Source organism: Paraburkholderia sp. SARCC-3016, assembly GCF_031119615.1.
Taxonomy (GTDB): Bacteria; Pseudomonadota; Gammaproteobacteria; order Burkholderiales; family Burkholderiaceae; genus Paraburkholderia.
In genome coordinates this window covers 39526-53641 of sequence record NZ_JAVHZD010000027.1, presented here as the reverse complement: position 1 = coordinate 53641, position 14116 = coordinate 39526, and the positions used below count along the sequence as shown (strand labels likewise).

The following is a 14116-nucleotide window of genomic DNA, read 5'->3' as shown; positions in this document are numbered from 1 at the left end:
GAGCGCGGTAAAGATCAGCGGCCGCGGGAAGCGGCTGTCAGCCGGCGATTGAAGCGGCGCACATGCCGGCGAGCGCGCTGTGAGGCTCGAGCGCGAGCCTCACGATTTCGCGTGTCGGCACGCTGGTCGGCAGGGTGACGAGGTCTGCGTGCGCGAACCATCCGCAACGCGTGATTTCCTCGCCGGGCCGAGGCGCCGCGCCTTCAGGCAGCGAGGCCCAGAACACGTGATGCACCGTGCTGAGCCCGCGGAACTGGAAGAGATACACCATCCTGTCGACTATTACGCCGGTCTCTTCCGCAACCTCGCGGCGCGCCGCATCGGCAGGTAGCTCGTTCGTTCTGATCCTGCCGCCCGGCAGTGCCCATCGCGACTGCGGTTTCGACACGAGCAGAATCGCGGAGTCTCTGACGCAAACGACAGTTGCCCGGCTTTTCATGACCGGAGTCTCCTTTTCGGCGACGCGCCCGTGCGCTTTCCGACCTGCGCGAGCAGCGCCGCGAAGGCGATTTCGTCGACCCTCAAATGGCGCCTCGCTGTCTGCGGCGGCAAGTCAGTCAGCTTTCCCGCGTCGAAAGCGGCGAATACTTCGGGATGAATATAGCAGCGTCTGCAGACGGCGGGCGTATTGCGCAACAGCGTCGAGACTTCCTTTACCGTCGCCACGATATGGCGCTTCGCATCCGCGGCGTCTTCGCAGACCAGTTGGCGCAACGTAGCCATCGCGAACACGCTGCCTGCCCACGTGCGATAGTCCTTCGCCGTAAAGTCGGCGCCGCTCACGCTGCGCAGATAGTCGTTGATGTCGGCCGAACCAACCGTGCGGCGTGTGCCGTCCTCGTCGATATATTGAAACAGATCGTGGCCCGGCAACTCCGCGCATTTGCGCACGATGCGTTTGACGCGCGGATTGCCGATCGGCACGTCGTGCTCGATACCGCCTTTGCCCACGAAACGGAAGCGCACTTCGCCTGACTGCATTTTCAGATGTTTCTTGCGTAGCGTCGTCAGTCCGTATGACTGATTTTCGCGTGCGTATTCGGCGTTGCCGATGCGAACCAGCGTGTGGTCGAGCAGATGCACGACGGCGGCGATGACCTTCTCGCGCGGAATGCCGTTGCGCGCGAGATCGCGCTGCACGCGCGCGCGTATTTTCGGCAAGGCGCGGCCGAACGCGGCCATGCGGCTGAACTTGTCGGCGTCGCGGGTTTCGCGCCATTGCGGATGATAGCGGTACTGCTTGCGCCCGCGCGCATCGCGCCCCGTCGCCTGGATATGTCCGCGCGAGTCGGGGCAAATCCACACATTCGTGTACGCGGGCGGAATCACGAGCGCATTGATCCGCGCGATCACCGTTTCGTCTTCGATACGCTTGCCACGCGTGTCGAAGTAGGCAAAGCCGTGCGCGATCTTCTTGCGCGTATAGCCTGGCCGCGTGTCGTCCACGTATCGCAAACCTGCAGGCAAGTCAGGCGGCATGGCCGCGGCGATGGCCTGCGCCGTGTCGCGCGTCATGGTTTTCACTGGCGTTCTTCCCGTCTGGTTGGTCACTGCCACGAAGGGCGCAAGTCGTCGTGCAATCGGCGTGCCCGAGTCAGAGAAAGTCACGTGGAAGCAGGCACCGCACGGGCTAGCGCAGCATGTCCCAGTTCGCGTAGAACACGCGACGCGCAAACAGAATGCCGCCCCCGATGCCTTTGACGAGCATGCGCAGCACCGGCGTCAAAGGGCTCGGCCGCAGCACGTCGAGAAACACGCAATAGCGTAAGCGGTCCGAATCGTTGACGGACTGGTGCACGAGCGTGTCGTCGAAGATAAACAGCGGGTTGTGCCGCCAGTAATGCCGTTTGCCCGCGACATCGATAAATGCTTCGCCGTGCTGGTCCGGGTCGAGATTGTAGAGACAGCGCAGCGTCAGACGCAACGGTCCGTAGTGCACCGAAGTGCGCTGGCGCTGGTTGAACACCGAGCAGCCGATGGTCTGCACGTAATCGAAGTCGCGATCGAGGCCCGGTATGCGCAGCGACCCGGGCAGGCGCCGCCCGTACCAGCGCAAAAAGCACATGCCGCGTTTCTTGCCCGGCATCTGGCACGCAAGCGATTGAACGAGTACGAAGTTCTCGCGAAACGCGGCAATGATCGCGCTGATTTCTTCGCGGTGCGCAGCGGGCAGATCGGCCAGCTCGTAGACGCGCAGATTGCGCCGGCACAACATATCGATCAGGAGGTTGAAGGGCGAGAGTACCCAGGTTAGCGTGCCGTTGCCGAGGAAGTAGCGCCGCCAGCTGACCGCGTCGAATTGCCGGCTGCGCTGGAAGTCGCACACCCCTGCCGCGATGATGCCCGCGATAACCGGAAACGCTGCCGGCCGTGCGTACACTAGCGCGGACAACGCGGCGAAGCACATCAGGTCTTTGCTCTTCATCGCAACCTCGCGTGAAATCGAAGCGGCGATGCCTATCGTGGGCTTGATGACAGTTTAAATGAGGGTTGGCGTCAGGAAGTGTATCGGTCGCGCGACAACCGTAGGGTTCCGAACGGTTGGTCATGCAAAGACGCGCTGGATTCTCGGTAATCCTTTCAGGTGCGAAGGTAAAAAGTACTTCGCGAGGCAAGGAATAGCGGTCGCGGTGGAGACCGCTCCATTCGATGGGCCGCGGCCGATGTACGGCGGCGGATGGAGTTCGGCTTGCTGTCGGCGTCGGCGCGCGGCGTGGTTGCGATACGGACGAACCTCGATTGCCACGACAGGCGGGCGAGCATCACGCTCCCGGTCTTCTGTGAATTACGCGAAGACCGGCATTTCGATCGTCTGTTTGCCTACCGTCAACGTGTATCTGCAGTCACGGTACGGTCGGACTGAGGGCTGGAATGCAAATCCGAGTAGGAAAGCCGATCGGTACGACGTTACCCGATTATCGGTTTGCTCGATGATCTGATGCGGCCGTTGTCGCGCAATGAGATCTGACGACGCGTGACATTGCCGCGGCAACGTATGGCGCGGCAGGCCGCCTTCCGGTTCTACGGGATCGACGCATTCCATTCCCGAAATACTTGTTTGGATTCCTGCCGGATAGCGACTAGATTCAATGAAACGATGCCGGCGATGGAGCGCGCGATGCCACATTCGATGAAGAAGAGATGGTCCGGCTTGCTCAAGCCGATCGGATTCGCGCACCGCGACGAAGACGGCGGCAAGTCACGCGACGCTGCGGCACCGCATTCATCGCAAGCGCATGAGGCGGGCGAGCGCCTCGAGCGCATCGCCATGTATGCGCGCGCCGGCTATTTCAACATGGGCTATACGCTCGACATGATGCAGGCGCCGGGAGAGATCCTGCCCGATTGAAGACGCCGGCCGGTGCCGGCGTTACCTTAACGGAACGCCGGCAAAGTGGCCTGCGCCCACGCGGCGTATTGCAACAGGCTCAGGTCCGCATCGCGCTCGCCGATCAGCTGGAAACCGAGCGGCAAGCCATTCGCGGCGCGTCCCGAAGGAATCGTCACTGCCGGCATGCCGAGAAAACTCCAGGCCGCGCAGAACGTCGCATCGCCCGTGTCGTCGAGACCGCGCGGCGCGCCGCCGGTCGCCGGCACCGACACGGCCAGATCGCAGCCGCCGAGAAACGCCGCGGACTGTGCGGACAGCTCCTTTTGCAGCGCGCACGCGTCGAGGTATTTCGCCGCGGGCACAGCAGCGCCGTCTGCGAGCAGCGCTTTCATCTTCTCGCTGACCTTGTCCGGATGTTCCGCCGCGACCGGCCCAATGTTGCGGTATGCCTCGACCTGCACGATCGTATGCAAGGCATCGATGATGACGGGCAGGTCCACGTGCAGATCGAGGTCGAGCGTTTTGACGCCGGCCGCGTGCAGTATCGCGAGAGACGCTTCGAAATTCGCCTGCTGTTCGCTGTCGGCGCGCGACCAGATCGACGTGCGGATCACGCCGATCGATTGCGGCCGGCGCGCTGCGAAATAGGTTTGCCACGCATCGAGCGACTGGACGGCGTCGGGTTTCTCGTCGACGAGAACAGCATGCGCGAACGCCACATCATCGACATGGTTGGCAAAGAAGCCGATATGGTCGAGCGATTGCGACAGCGGATGCGCGCCCTCCGTCGGTATGCGGCCGTGCGTCGGCTTGTAGCCGACTACGCCGCAGTACGCGGCGGGGCGGATCACCGAGCCGAGCGTCTGCGTGCCGACCGCGAGCGGCACGATACCCGCGCCGACGGCGGCGGCCGAGCCGCTCGACGAGCCGCCTGGCGTATGCAGTGCGTTCCATGGGTTGACGGTCGGGCCCGGATGGCGCCATGCGAATTCGGTCGTCACGGTCTTGCCGAGCACGATGCCGCCCTGCGCGCGAATTCGTGCGACGATCGCCGCATCTTCGGTCGGCCGATGATCGGCGTAAGCCGGCGAACCGTATCGCGTCGGCATGTCGGCGGTCGCGATCAGGTCTTTCACCGCGATCGGCATGCCGGCGAGCGGCCCGCCCGCGGCGGCCCCGACGCCGTCGTAACGCTCGGGGCGGTAGGTGAAGGCTTTCAGTTGCGCGTCGCGCTCGTCGGCACGCGCCCGCGCGCGATCGAGCCGCGACGCGCATGCCTGCGCATCGCCGCGGCTTTCGATGAGCATGGCGGCCCAAGGCTGCTGGGATTCGAAGTTCATAACGGTGGTGGTTGTTCCAGAATCTGCTTGCGCGTCTACTTTCCGGCCGCTGCCTTGGCGAACGAATTGTCGACTGCGTTCGCGTACGTCACCGAGCCCGGCTTGATGTTGCCGATATATTCCTGCAAGTCGAGCGCATTACGGAACGCCTGCTCTGAAATCTCGGGCGTTGGCGCGTAGATTTTCTGGGCGATCAGGCGCCCCACCGCATTATCGACCACTGTCTGCGAAAGCGTCGGGAACTCGGCGCGCGCCACTTCCTTCGCGGTGTCGGGCGAAGACTGGATCAGCGCTTCGGCGTCTCCAATCGCTTTCACGAAGGCCGCGACCATTTTCGGCTTGTCCTTGATCGTCGACGCGAGCGTGTCGAGTGTCGAAAAGGCATAGCCGCCCGGATACGCCTTCGGGAACGCATAAACGATCTTGTAGCCCGAGGCGAGCCCTTCGTCGACTTGCGGTTCGTACAATGCAGCGGCGTCCGAGCGGCCTGCGCTGACCGGCGACAGTTCCGTGCCGATCTGCACTGTATTGAGCTTCACGTCGGCGATGTTTTCCTGTTTGATCAGGCGCTGCAGCAGATAGGTGCTGGTGGTCGGCGGCAGCGCGGTCGACACATTCTTGCCGGCGAGATCGGTCTGCGTTTTGAGCGGCGAATTGCCCGGCGCGATGACCCACACCGGCACGCCCGCGACGACATTCGCGACATTCACGAGCGAGGCGCCCTTGAGATTCGCGAGCATCGCCGTCATCGGGTCCTGCAATGAAAAGTCCGCGTGACCGCCGATCACGGCGGCGACGCCGGCCGCGCCGCTGCCGGCCGTGACCTTCTGCACATCGAGTCCATGCCTGGTGAACAGGCCCTTGTCGATGGCGACATAGAGCGGCAGATATTGAATCGACTGGAACGCCTGATAGACGACAACTTTTTCGGGCGGCGCGGCGTGCGCAGCCCCAAACGTCAACCCCGTAGCGAGCGAAAGTATGGTGAGGCGGATGAACCGCTTCATCGTTTTGTTTTCCATGCAACGATCCTTTTTTCAGCGTATTGGACGATCCAGGTGAGCAGTGTGGCCATCACGGTCAGCACGATAATGCCGAGCCAGACGGTATTGAGGTCGAACAGCGACCCGGCGACGAACACTTCGTGACCGAGTCCCGCCTGCGACGCAATGTATTCGCCGACCACCGCGCCGATCAGCGCGAAGCCGATATTCACGCGCAGCGTCGAGAAAATCCACGGCAGCGCGCCCGGCACGATCAGCTTGCGAAAGATCATCGACGGTTTTGCGTTAAACGAACGGAACAGGTTCAGCAGATCGCGGTCGACTTCGCGCGCGGCCGCACACGACGAAATCATCGCGACTGCGAAGGTCGAGATGCCGGCGAGCCATACCTTCGACGTCATGTCGGAACCGAACCAGATCACGATCAGCGGCCCGAGCGCGATCTTCGGAATACTGTTGAGCAGCACCGAGAAGCCTTCGGCCACGCCTGACACGCGCGGCACGAACCACAGCAGGAGGCCGAGAGCGATGCCGAGCCCGCTGCCCACGACGAGGCCGACCACCGTCTCGTACAACGTGACCAGCGTGTCGGAGATCAGCGTGCCTTGCGTCAGGCCGATTTGCGCGTTCTTGTAGATGCCGGCGGGCGAGCCGAACAGCTGGCCGTTGATCCAGCCGCGCGCGGCCGCGACCTGCCACAGCGCCACGAGCGCGATCATGATCGCGGTGACCGCCGTGGTGCTCGTGAGATTGCGCGGCTTGCGGCGCTTGGCGCGCGCCGCTACCGGCGCGCTTGTCAGGATCGCTTCGCTCATGCTGCTATTCCTTTGCGCTCGTCGCGCAGTTGAACCGCGTGTGCTGCCTGGCCGCGCAGCGCACCCCAGATGCGCGCATGCCACGTACGGAACTCGGGCGCCTCGCGCGCGGTGATCGCATTGCGCGCGCCCTCGACGGTCAGTTCGATATCGAGCGACTGTTCGATGCGCGCGGGCCGGCCGCCGAGAATGATCACGCGGTCGCTCATCGCGATCGCTTCCTCGATGTCGTGCGTGACGAGCACGACGCTCGTACCGTTCGTCTCGCGCAGCGCCATCACGTCGTCTTCGAGTGCGAGGCGGGTTTCGTAGTCGAGTGCGGAGAACGGTTCGTCGAGCAGTACGAGTGTCGGCTCCACGAGCAGCGTGCGCGTCAGCGCGACGCGCTGGCGCATGCCGCCCGACAGCGAGTGCGGATAGGCATCGGCGACGGCGCCAAGGCCATAGCGCGCGAGCATGTGCCGCGCGCGTTCGAAATCGTGCGGCGTGACCTTGCGAAACAGTTCGATGCCGAGCACCGCGTTCTCGAGCACCGAGCGCCACGGCAGCAGCAGGTCTTTCTGCAGCATGTAAGCGATGCGTCCCGGCGATCCGTCGGCGCGCGGGCCGATCGCAATGCGGCCCGATTGCGGTGGCAGGAGCCCCGAGATCAGATTGAACAGCGTGCTCTTGCCGGCGCCGCTGCGGCCGACGATCGAGACGATTTCCCCGCTGCCGACCGAGAAGTCGAGTCCGGAGAAGATTGGTACGGCTGCGCCGTCTTCGGCTTCGAATGTATGAGTGAGTTCGGCTACATGCAGCCGTGCGGGAAGCGTGTTCGCACCGCGCGCGGCGGGCTCGGGTAAAACAGAAGCATTGGTCAGCATCGGAATTCGGGCATCGAAAATGTTCTTCGATTCCGCGAGCGCACATGCGCAGGCGGCCGCAGCGACGAGTATCCGCTGTCTGGGATATCGCGATGCACAATAGACAATGCACGGCTCAAAATAAGCGGGCAAGCCGATCAAAAAAAGAATCGGGTCCGATTGTGCGTGTTTAGTGGAATACCGAAAGGTGCTGTGGAAGGCTCGTGACGTGCGCCTTGGAAGTGCGGGCTTCGCGTAGAGCCGCAGATGATGGTGCAAGAGTGCGTAGCCGAAAGTGTGCGCGACGCACGCTTATAAAGCGCGGCGCTTGTTGCACCGCGCATGTTGCATTGAACGCGAAGCGCGCAAGCGGCGTTGCCTGTCGCCGCGCCTGACTCACCTATGCAACCGCGCGCACTTCAGTAGTGCGCGTGCTGATGCACCTCATTGGTTACTGCCCGCACCGGTTCCGTAAAGTCCGTTATCGAAACCTCCCGCGCCCGCCGGTTTTCCTTTCGACCCTGCCGTCGGACCTTTCTTCGCGCCCTTCGCATCTTTCGCCTGCGGCGCCTGCGACTCGTGCACGGCGGAGCCCGACGGGGCCGGCGCGGGGGCCGAGGCCGCCGCGCCGTTTTCCGGCGAGTGCGGCACGCTCGGCATTGGTTGCTGCGCGTGCGCAGCAGTCGACGCGATCTGCAGGGCGCCGCATGCAGCGGCCACGCACATAGCCGCGGCGACGTGCCCGCGCCCGGCGCGAACGCGAGCCGCTACCGCTGCGTCTGCGTTCCTCAACGGATGAAGAATGGTCATCACGTTCCCCTGGTTCGATTGACCTCGTCGAATCAGCATCGCGCGTGCCCGTGCAGACGCCTGCGCGTGTGCGCTGCGGATTTCTGGCCGATCGCTGTCGCGCGTTTTGCTGCGGCGTTCCGCTAGCAGTAACGTTGCTCGAGCGAGCGGGCCTCGCGCAGGCCGACCGTATGGTTTTGCGAGAATCGATTGGCGACGAATGGTGTCGAGGCAGACGTCGGTGTGACCATGACTCGCTCGCGTGCGCGCCGATCGCATTGGCATAGTTCGGCAACGCCTTGCGCGGCGTTTTCGCCATGCGTTTCGACCGGGGGCGTGCGTACTCGCGCTGCTACACTTCGCGTGTTCAGCATGCCCGTCAGTCCGGCGTCTGCTGGTTCGATCTTTCCGTTTAGCCCATTTTCGTTTCCATGCCCGAACCGCAACATGAATAAACCTTCACTGCTGGTGCTGATCCCGCTTCATAACGACAGCTATGCGCAAGTCGCGGCGCACTTCGATATCGTTTATGCCGCAACGTCCGCTGAACGCAGCGTTGCGATAGGCACGCACGGCGCCGCGATTCGCGCCGTGCTGACGAACGGCACGACCGGCCTCACGGCGACGGAACTCGACCAGTTGCCGAAAGTGGAATTCGTCAGCGCGCTCGGGGCAGGCTACGAAAACATCGCGATCGACCATGCGCGTGCACGCGGCATCGTGCTATGCAATGGCGCAGGCACCAACGACGATTGCGTGGCCGATCATGCGTTTGCGCTGTTGCTCGCCGCCGTGCGCGATATCGCCTATCGCGACCGCGCGACACGCGAAGGCGTATGGCGCACACAGTTGCCGATGGCGCCGACCGTGTCGGGCAAACGCCTCGGCGTCGTCGGCCTCGGCAATATCGGCATGAAAGTCGCGCGCCGAGCGGCGGGCTTCGATATCGAAACCGGTTACCACAACCGGAAGCCGCGCGCCGATACCGCATTTCGCTATTTCGGCAATGTCGTCGAACTCGCACGATGGTGCGATTACCTCGTGATCGCAACGCCGGGCGGCGCCGCCACGCAGCATATGGTCGACCGCACGGTGCTCGAGGCGCTCGGGCCGCGCGGCTTTCTCGTCAATGTGTCGCGCGGCAGCGTGGTCGATACGGCGGCGCTAGCCGATGCGCTCGCGAGCGGAACGATCGCCGGCGCGGGCCTCGACGTGTACGAAGGCGAGCCTGAGCCGCCGCAAGCGCTGATCCGCTTGCGCAATGTCGTGCTGACGCCGCATGTGGCCGGCACGTCGCCCGAGGCCATTACCGCGTCAGTCCGCAACTTCATCGACAATGCGACGCGTCATTTCGCCGGCGAAGCGGTGTTGACGCCGATTTGACCGGCCGGAGCGCGCGGCGCAATGCGATTGCATCGGCCCAGAAAAGCACCGGAATAAACCGCCCAGCCGGGGTGTCTTTACCGGGTGTCTTTTTCGCGGAAGCTTCCATGAAACTGGCTGATCTCACCACCGCTGACTTCCTCGATCATCCCTACCCGTTCTACGCAGAACTGCGTGCCGAAGGACCGCTCGTTCGCATCGGTCCGAAGGCCGTCATTACAGGGCGCTACGACGTGATCGAAGCGATTCTGCACGACCGGCGCTTCGGCAAGAACTACCCCGAAAGCATCCGCATACGTTACGGCGACGACGCGATGCATCTGCGAATCTTTCAGGGCTTCAGCCGGATGTTTCTTGTGATGAATCCGCCATCGCATACGCGGCAGCGCGCACTGATCGTCAAGGCGTTCGATGCGCGGCAGGTCGAGGCGATGAAGGAAACGGCGCAGCAGGCAGCTCGTGAACTGATCGACGCATTCGAACGCGAAAAAACGGCGAATCTCGTGACGCAATTCGCATTTCCACTGCCGCTGCGCATGATCGGACAGATGCTCGACATTCCTGGCGAAGACGCAATGCAGCTGGGCGTGGCGGCGAGCGCCGTCGCGAAGGTGATCGACGTCGCGCCGATGAATGCCGATGACCTCGGGCGCGCGTGCGCGGGTTACGAAGATCTCGAGCACTATTTCCACTGCGTGGTCGAAGCGCGGCGCCGCCGCCCGGGCAGCGATCTGATTTCGATGATGCTGACGGTGGAAGAAGAGGGCGAGACGCTGTCGCAGGACGAAATCGTATCGAACACGATCCTGCTGTTTCTTGCCGGCCATGAAACGACGTCGAACATGATCGGCAACGCGCTGATTGCGCTGCATCGTCACCCGGACCAACTCGCGCTACTGAAAGAAAAACCGGCGCTTCTTCGCGGGGCAGTGCTCGAGTGCATGCGCTACGACAGCTCCGCGCAGACCACCATACGCTCGGCGCTCGAAGATGTCGAAATGGCGGGTGTCGAAGTGCCATGCGGAACATCGGTCCTCCTGATGTTCGGTTCGGCAAATCGCGATCCCTCGCGATACGCGAACCCGGAGCGCCTCGATATCGAGCGCGACGTAGGCGGCCTGCAGACCTTCGGCAGCGGCATTCATCACTGCCTTGGTCACCGGATGGCACTGGTTCTGCTCGAAAGCGCGCTGAGCGTGCTGCTCGAGCGCTTGCCGGGGCTCGAACTCACCGGGCTCGATAGTCTGAGCTGGAATCGGCGCGGCAATCTGCGTGGCGTGACGTCGCTCGATGCGCGATGGTAGATACGGCGATAGATCGGCGGTAGATCGGCGGTAGCGCAGCGCGCGGCGGTTTGTCATGCGCCTTTCACGCAAGTAGACTGAACTGAACGGATGACACGTGCGCGGCGCACTTGCGGCGCGGCCGCCGATGAAATGGCTCGTAGCTTATGGCTCATGCCTGGGGAGGCATCGTGACTGACTTTATCGCGCGCACCGTGAGGTGCGCAATCACGGCTTCATTCGTATGGTTTGCCGCATGCGGTTTCGTTTCAATCGGCGCGTCATTTCCGGCGTCGGCTGAGCCGGTCACGACAGGACCGCTTAACATTCTCGGTTCGGCGGTGGTGCGCGGACCCGTCATGGTGGAAGGGCCGCTTAAGGTCGGAGGAAATCTTGCGGTGCATGGTCCGCTCACGGCCGAACGCGTCGCGCAGTTGCAGCCGGACGAAGCGGAGCGCCGCGCCGGCGACAACAATTTCTACGGACCGCTGACGGTGAAGGGGCCGCTCGTCGTTCGGGGCGACCTCGAGGTGCGCGGGCCGCTGACTGTGAAAGGGCCGGCGGGCGCGGTCGGAAAAATCGATGTGGATGGGCCGCTTACCGAGCGGCCCTAAGCGACTGGCGGGCGCTGCAATTCTGCCGCGGCTCAGGCCGACGGCGCACGCCGCGCGAAAAAGAGCCCTGCGCCGAGCGCCATCAGAATTCCGCCGAACACCCGGTTTTGCGTACGGATCGCGCGTTCGCCGCGCAGTATGCGCCTGAATGCGCTCGCGCCATAGGCATAGGCATGCATGACGGTCGTGTCGACGATCATCATCGTGACGGTCATCGCCATCAGTTGCGGCACGAGTGGTTCATGCGCGACGATGAATTGCGGCAGCACCGCGACCATGATCACGATCGCCTTGGGATTCGTCGCGTTGGTCAGCACGCCCGTGGTAAAGCGCTTGCGCCACGAGGTGACGGGGGCCGCAGCCGAATCGGCTTCGGCAGGCGAGTGCTTCGAGCGCCATTGCATGATGCCCAGATAGATCAGATAGGCAGCGCCGCCGATCTTCACCGCGGAAAACGCCCAGAGCGAGGCAAGCAGCAGTGAACCCACACCGGCTCCGGCAACGAGCAGCACGAACGCAAGGCCGAGCTCCTGGCCGATGATCGTGGCGGTGGTTTTCCTGCCGCCGTACGACAGCCCGTGGCTCATCGAGAGCACGGCGCCGGGCCCCGGCGACAGCGCGATCGCGCAACAGGTGAGCGCGTAGGTAATCCAGATATGAAGTTGCAAGGTCGTTTTCCTGCGTTTGGGTTCGGCAAGGTAGATGCGTGCGTGCGTGCGGCCGGTAGAGCCGCGCTGGCGATGTCACAAGGCAAGTTTACCGCGAGGCGTGAATGTCGATGCGTGAAATGAAGCGCCGGCGGGGGCGCGCCTGCGCTTTCGCGCGATCGCTTCGCGTAGCTGACTATCTTTTCGCGCCGGCGGGCAGGAAACACGTCGGATCGCGGCCATTCATGCAAAACGGAATAGGTGCGTGATTCGCGTGTTTGCCTGGCAATCCGGCGCGCGATCTTTTGCCGGGTTATGAGCGGCGCAGCACTATGCATGCGCAAAAGATGTGATCAGACTATCGTGTTCACACCGCAGGGGCAGCAGGCGGCAAGCAGGCCGGTACACGATAGATCGGCACGCGTGGTGCCGGGAGACGCGCAATGACAGGCTTAGAACAACGGCGGCGCCTGCTTGGCACAGCGCTTTGCGCGCCCGTACTGACGTCGCTCGGTGCATCGCTTGCCGCACCGTTCTCGTCGAGCGCGCACGGCGCATCGAACGATAGCGCGCGGTGCGCGCCGCCGCGCAAACTGCCGCCGATTCCGCCCGCGCAAATCGATCGCGCGATCGCGCAGCTCGATGAACTCGCGACGGCGCAGATGACGCGCACGGGCGTTCCGGGGCTTGCGATCGCCGTGGTCCGCGGCACGCGGACCGTCTACGCAAAAGGATTCGGCACGCGCGAGGTCGGCAGCGGCCAGCCGGTCGATGCGGATACCGTGTTTCAGCTCGCATCGTTATCGAAGCCGGTCGGCGCGAGCGTGGTCGCGCGGCAAATCGGAGCGGGCGGTGTGAGCTGGGACACGACCGTGCGCACGCATCTGCCGTGGTTCACGCTATCCGATGCGCAAGCGAGCGAGGCCGTGACGATCGCGGACCTGTACGCGCACCGCTCGGGCTTGCCGGACCACGCGGGCGATCGGCTCGAAGACATGGGGTATGGTCAGACGGAGATCCTGCAACGGCTGCGCTATCTGCCGTTGCACGGCTTTCGCAATTCGTACGCGTACACGAATTTCGGACTGACGGCGGCGGCGATATCGGTTGCCGCGGCAGCCGACACCGACTGGGCCACGCTTTCGGAAGAGGCCATCTACAAGCCGCTCGGGATGACGAGCACGAGTTCGCGTCATGCGGATTTCGCTGCACGCGCGAATCGCGCGACCGGCCATGTGAAGCGCGGCGATCGATGGGTGGTCGGCCCGGGCAATATGCCGGACGCGCAGGCGCCGGCCGGTGGCGCGAGTTCGTCGGTCAACGATATGGCGAAGTGGCTCGCGATGATGCTCGGGCAGGGCATGTTCAACGGCAAGCGTATCGTCGATGCCGCCGCGCTGAAGGCCGCCGTGTCGCAGCAGGTGCAGTCGGCGCCGCCGGGCGCCGGCCATCCGGCCAGCTATTACGGCTTCGGCTTCAATGTCGGCATGACGGAGTCCGGGCGTCCGAGCTACAGCCATTCGGGCGCATTCGCGGTCGGCGCGGCGACGAACTTCGTCGTCGTGCCGTCGACCGGCGTGGCGATCGTCGCGCTGACCAACGGTTATCCGATCGGTGTGCCGGAAACGATCACGGCACAGTTCTTCGATCTCGTGCAGTTCGGTTCGATCAAACGCGACTGGGCAACGCTCTATGGAAACGCACTCGCGCCGATGATGAAGCCCGAGGGATCGCTGGTCGGCGCCGCGCGGCCCGCCTCGCCGCTGCCGCCGCGTACGCCGTCCATATACACGGGCACCTATCGCAACGACTATTTCGGGCCGTTGAAGGTCGGTGAACGCAACGGTGCGCTGACGCTCGCGATCGGGCCGGTGCCGATCGTGCTGCCGCTTGCGCATTGGGACGGCGATGTGTTCACGTTCACGTTGTACAACGAGAATGCGTCGCCCGGTACGATTTCCAAGGCGAGCTTTCTGAGCGATCGCGTCACGCTCGAGTATTACGACGAAAACGGCCTCGGCACTTTCGTCCGGTAGGCTTGCCTTATCATGGCGGGTAGCCGAAG

General features: G+C 63.6%; 13 protein-coding genes. 5 read left to right on the top strand and 8 right to left on the bottom strand.

All coding sequences use genetic code 11. The features are described from left to right. Positions 1-37 precede the first annotated feature (37 nt). The 3 genes from QYH69_RS25145 to QYH69_RS25135 all read right to left on the bottom strand — a co-directional run bounded on the left by QYH69_RS25145 (position 38) and on the right by QYH69_RS25135 (position 2425). Positions 38-439: an NUDIX domain-containing protein gene (locus QYH69_RS25145; RefSeq protein ID WP_308834441.1), complete on the bottom strand. Its 402-nt coding sequence runs from the start codon at positions 437-439 to the stop codon at positions 38-40. Continuing rightward, complete coding sequence (locus QYH69_RS25140) at positions 436-1515, bottom strand: DNA topoisomerase IB (RefSeq protein ID WP_308834500.1); 1080 nt, start codon at positions 1513-1515, stop codon at positions 436-438. Before QYH69_RS25140 ends, QYH69_RS25145 begins: the two co-directional genes overlap by 4 nt. A 115-nt stretch (positions 1516-1630) precedes the next feature. After that, positions 1631-2425, bottom strand: coding sequence for an aspartyl/asparaginyl beta-hydroxylase domain-containing protein (locus QYH69_RS25135; protein ID WP_308834440.1), 795 nt, complete (start codon positions 2423-2425; stop codon positions 1631-1633). Between the two features lie 693 nt (positions 2426-3118). Between QYH69_RS25135 and QYH69_RS25130 the strand changes: the two genes are divergently transcribed. Further along, a complete protein-coding gene (locus QYH69_RS25130) occupies positions 3119-3349 on the top strand; it encodes a hypothetical protein (protein WP_308834439.1) in 231 nt (76 codons plus the stop codon). 26 nt (positions 3350-3375) lie between these two features. On the opposite strand, the gene QYH69_RS25125 is transcribed toward QYH69_RS25130, so the two are convergent. The 4 genes from QYH69_RS25125 to QYH69_RS25110 are packed head-to-tail and all read right to left on the bottom strand — an operon-like array spanning position 3376 to position 7356. Then, positions 3376-4671: an amidase gene (locus QYH69_RS25125; protein WP_308834438.1), complete on the bottom strand. Its 1296-nt coding sequence runs from the start codon at positions 4669-4671 to the stop codon at positions 3376-3378. A 35-nt stretch (positions 4672-4706) separates the two neighbouring features. After that, entirely contained in the window at positions 4707-5693 is a 987-nt protein-coding gene (locus QYH69_RS25120) for an ABC transporter substrate-binding protein (protein ID WP_308834437.1), read from the bottom strand. Next, positions 5675-6490 (bottom strand): ABC transporter permease, encoded by an 816-nt coding sequence (locus tag QYH69_RS25115; protein ID WP_308834436.1) that lies wholly within the window; start codon positions 6488-6490, stop codon positions 5675-5677. Before QYH69_RS25115 ends, QYH69_RS25120 begins: the two co-directional genes overlap by 19 nt. Continuing rightward, positions 6487-7356, bottom strand: coding sequence for an ABC transporter ATP-binding protein (locus QYH69_RS25110; RefSeq protein ID WP_308834435.1), 870 nt, complete (start codon positions 7354-7356; stop codon positions 6487-6489). The genes QYH69_RS25115 and QYH69_RS25110 overlap by 4 nt, the downstream gene beginning before the upstream one ends. Positions 7357-8571: 1215 nt before the next feature. On the opposite strand from QYH69_RS25110, the gene QYH69_RS25105 reads away from it, so the two are divergent. From QYH69_RS25105 to QYH69_RS25095, 3 genes are all read left to right on the top strand, one after another. Continuing rightward, positions 8572-9507: a 2-hydroxyacid dehydrogenase gene (locus tag QYH69_RS25105; RefSeq protein ID WP_308834434.1), complete on the top strand. Its 936-nt coding sequence runs from the start codon at positions 8572-8574 to the stop codon at positions 9505-9507. Between the two features lie 107 nt (positions 9508-9614). Then, a complete protein-coding gene (locus tag QYH69_RS25100) occupies positions 9615-10811 on the top strand; it encodes a cytochrome P450 (protein WP_308834433.1) in 1197 nt (398 codons plus the stop codon). 170 nt (positions 10812-10981) lie between these two features. Beyond that, positions 10982-11404 (top strand): hypothetical protein, encoded by a 423-nt coding sequence (locus tag QYH69_RS25095; protein ID WP_308834432.1) that lies wholly within the window; start codon positions 10982-10984, stop codon positions 11402-11404. 32 nt (positions 11405-11436) lie between these two features. Here QYH69_RS25095 and QYH69_RS25090 read toward each other — a convergent pair whose 3' ends face one another. Next, on the bottom strand, positions 11437-12072 hold the full coding sequence (locus QYH69_RS25090; protein WP_308834431.1) for a LysE family transporter: 636 nt from the start codon (positions 12070-12072) through the stop codon (positions 11437-11439). Positions 12073-12494: 422 nt separating this feature from the next. Between QYH69_RS25090 and QYH69_RS25085 the strand changes: the two genes are divergently transcribed. Then, entirely contained in the window at positions 12495-14087 is a 1593-nt protein-coding gene (locus QYH69_RS25085; RefSeq protein WP_308834430.1) for a serine hydrolase, read from the top strand. Positions 14088-14116: the final 29 nt, after the last annotated feature.

What these genes read in the sequence shown, in the direction of transcription:
- QYH69_RS25145 (WP_308834441.1), bottom strand. Translation starts at nt 439, where the DNA reads ATGAAAAGCCGGGCAACTGTCGTTTGCGTCAGAGACTCCGCGATTCTG.
- QYH69_RS25140 (WP_308834500.1), bottom strand. Translation starts at nt 1,515, where the DNA reads ATGACGCGCGACACGGCGCAGGCCATCGCCGCGGCCATGCCGCCTGAC.
- QYH69_RS25135 (WP_308834440.1), bottom strand. Translation starts at nt 2,425, where the DNA reads ATGAAGAGCAAAGACCTGATGTGCTTCGCCGCGTTGTCCGCGCTAGTG.
- QYH69_RS25130 (WP_308834439.1), top strand. Translation starts at nt 3,119, where the DNA reads ATGCCACATTCGATGAAGAAGAGATGGTCCGGCTTGCTCAAGCCGATC.
- QYH69_RS25125 (WP_308834438.1), bottom strand. Translation starts at nt 4,671, where the DNA reads ATGAACTTCGAATCCCAGCAGCCTTGGGCCGCCATGCTCATCGAAAGC.
- QYH69_RS25120 (WP_308834437.1), bottom strand. Translation starts at nt 5,693, where the DNA reads ATGGAAAACAAAACGATGAAGCGGTTCATCCGCCTCACCATACTTTCG.
- QYH69_RS25115 (WP_308834436.1), bottom strand. Translation starts at nt 6,490, where the DNA reads ATGAGCGAAGCGATCCTGACAAGCGCGCCGGTAGCGGCGCGCGCCAAG.
- QYH69_RS25110 (WP_308834435.1), bottom strand. Translation starts at nt 7,356, where the DNA reads ATGCTGACCAATGCTTCTGTTTTACCCGAGCCCGCCGCGCGCGGTGCG.
- QYH69_RS25105 (WP_308834434.1), top strand. Translation starts at nt 8,572, where the DNA reads ATGAATAAACCTTCACTGCTGGTGCTGATCCCGCTTCATAACGACAGC.
- QYH69_RS25100 (WP_308834433.1), top strand. Translation starts at nt 9,615, where the DNA reads ATGAAACTGGCTGATCTCACCACCGCTGACTTCCTCGATCATCCCTAC.
- QYH69_RS25085 (WP_308834430.1), top strand. Translation starts at nt 12,495, where the DNA reads ATGACAGGCTTAGAACAACGGCGGCGCCTGCTTGGCACAGCGCTTTGC.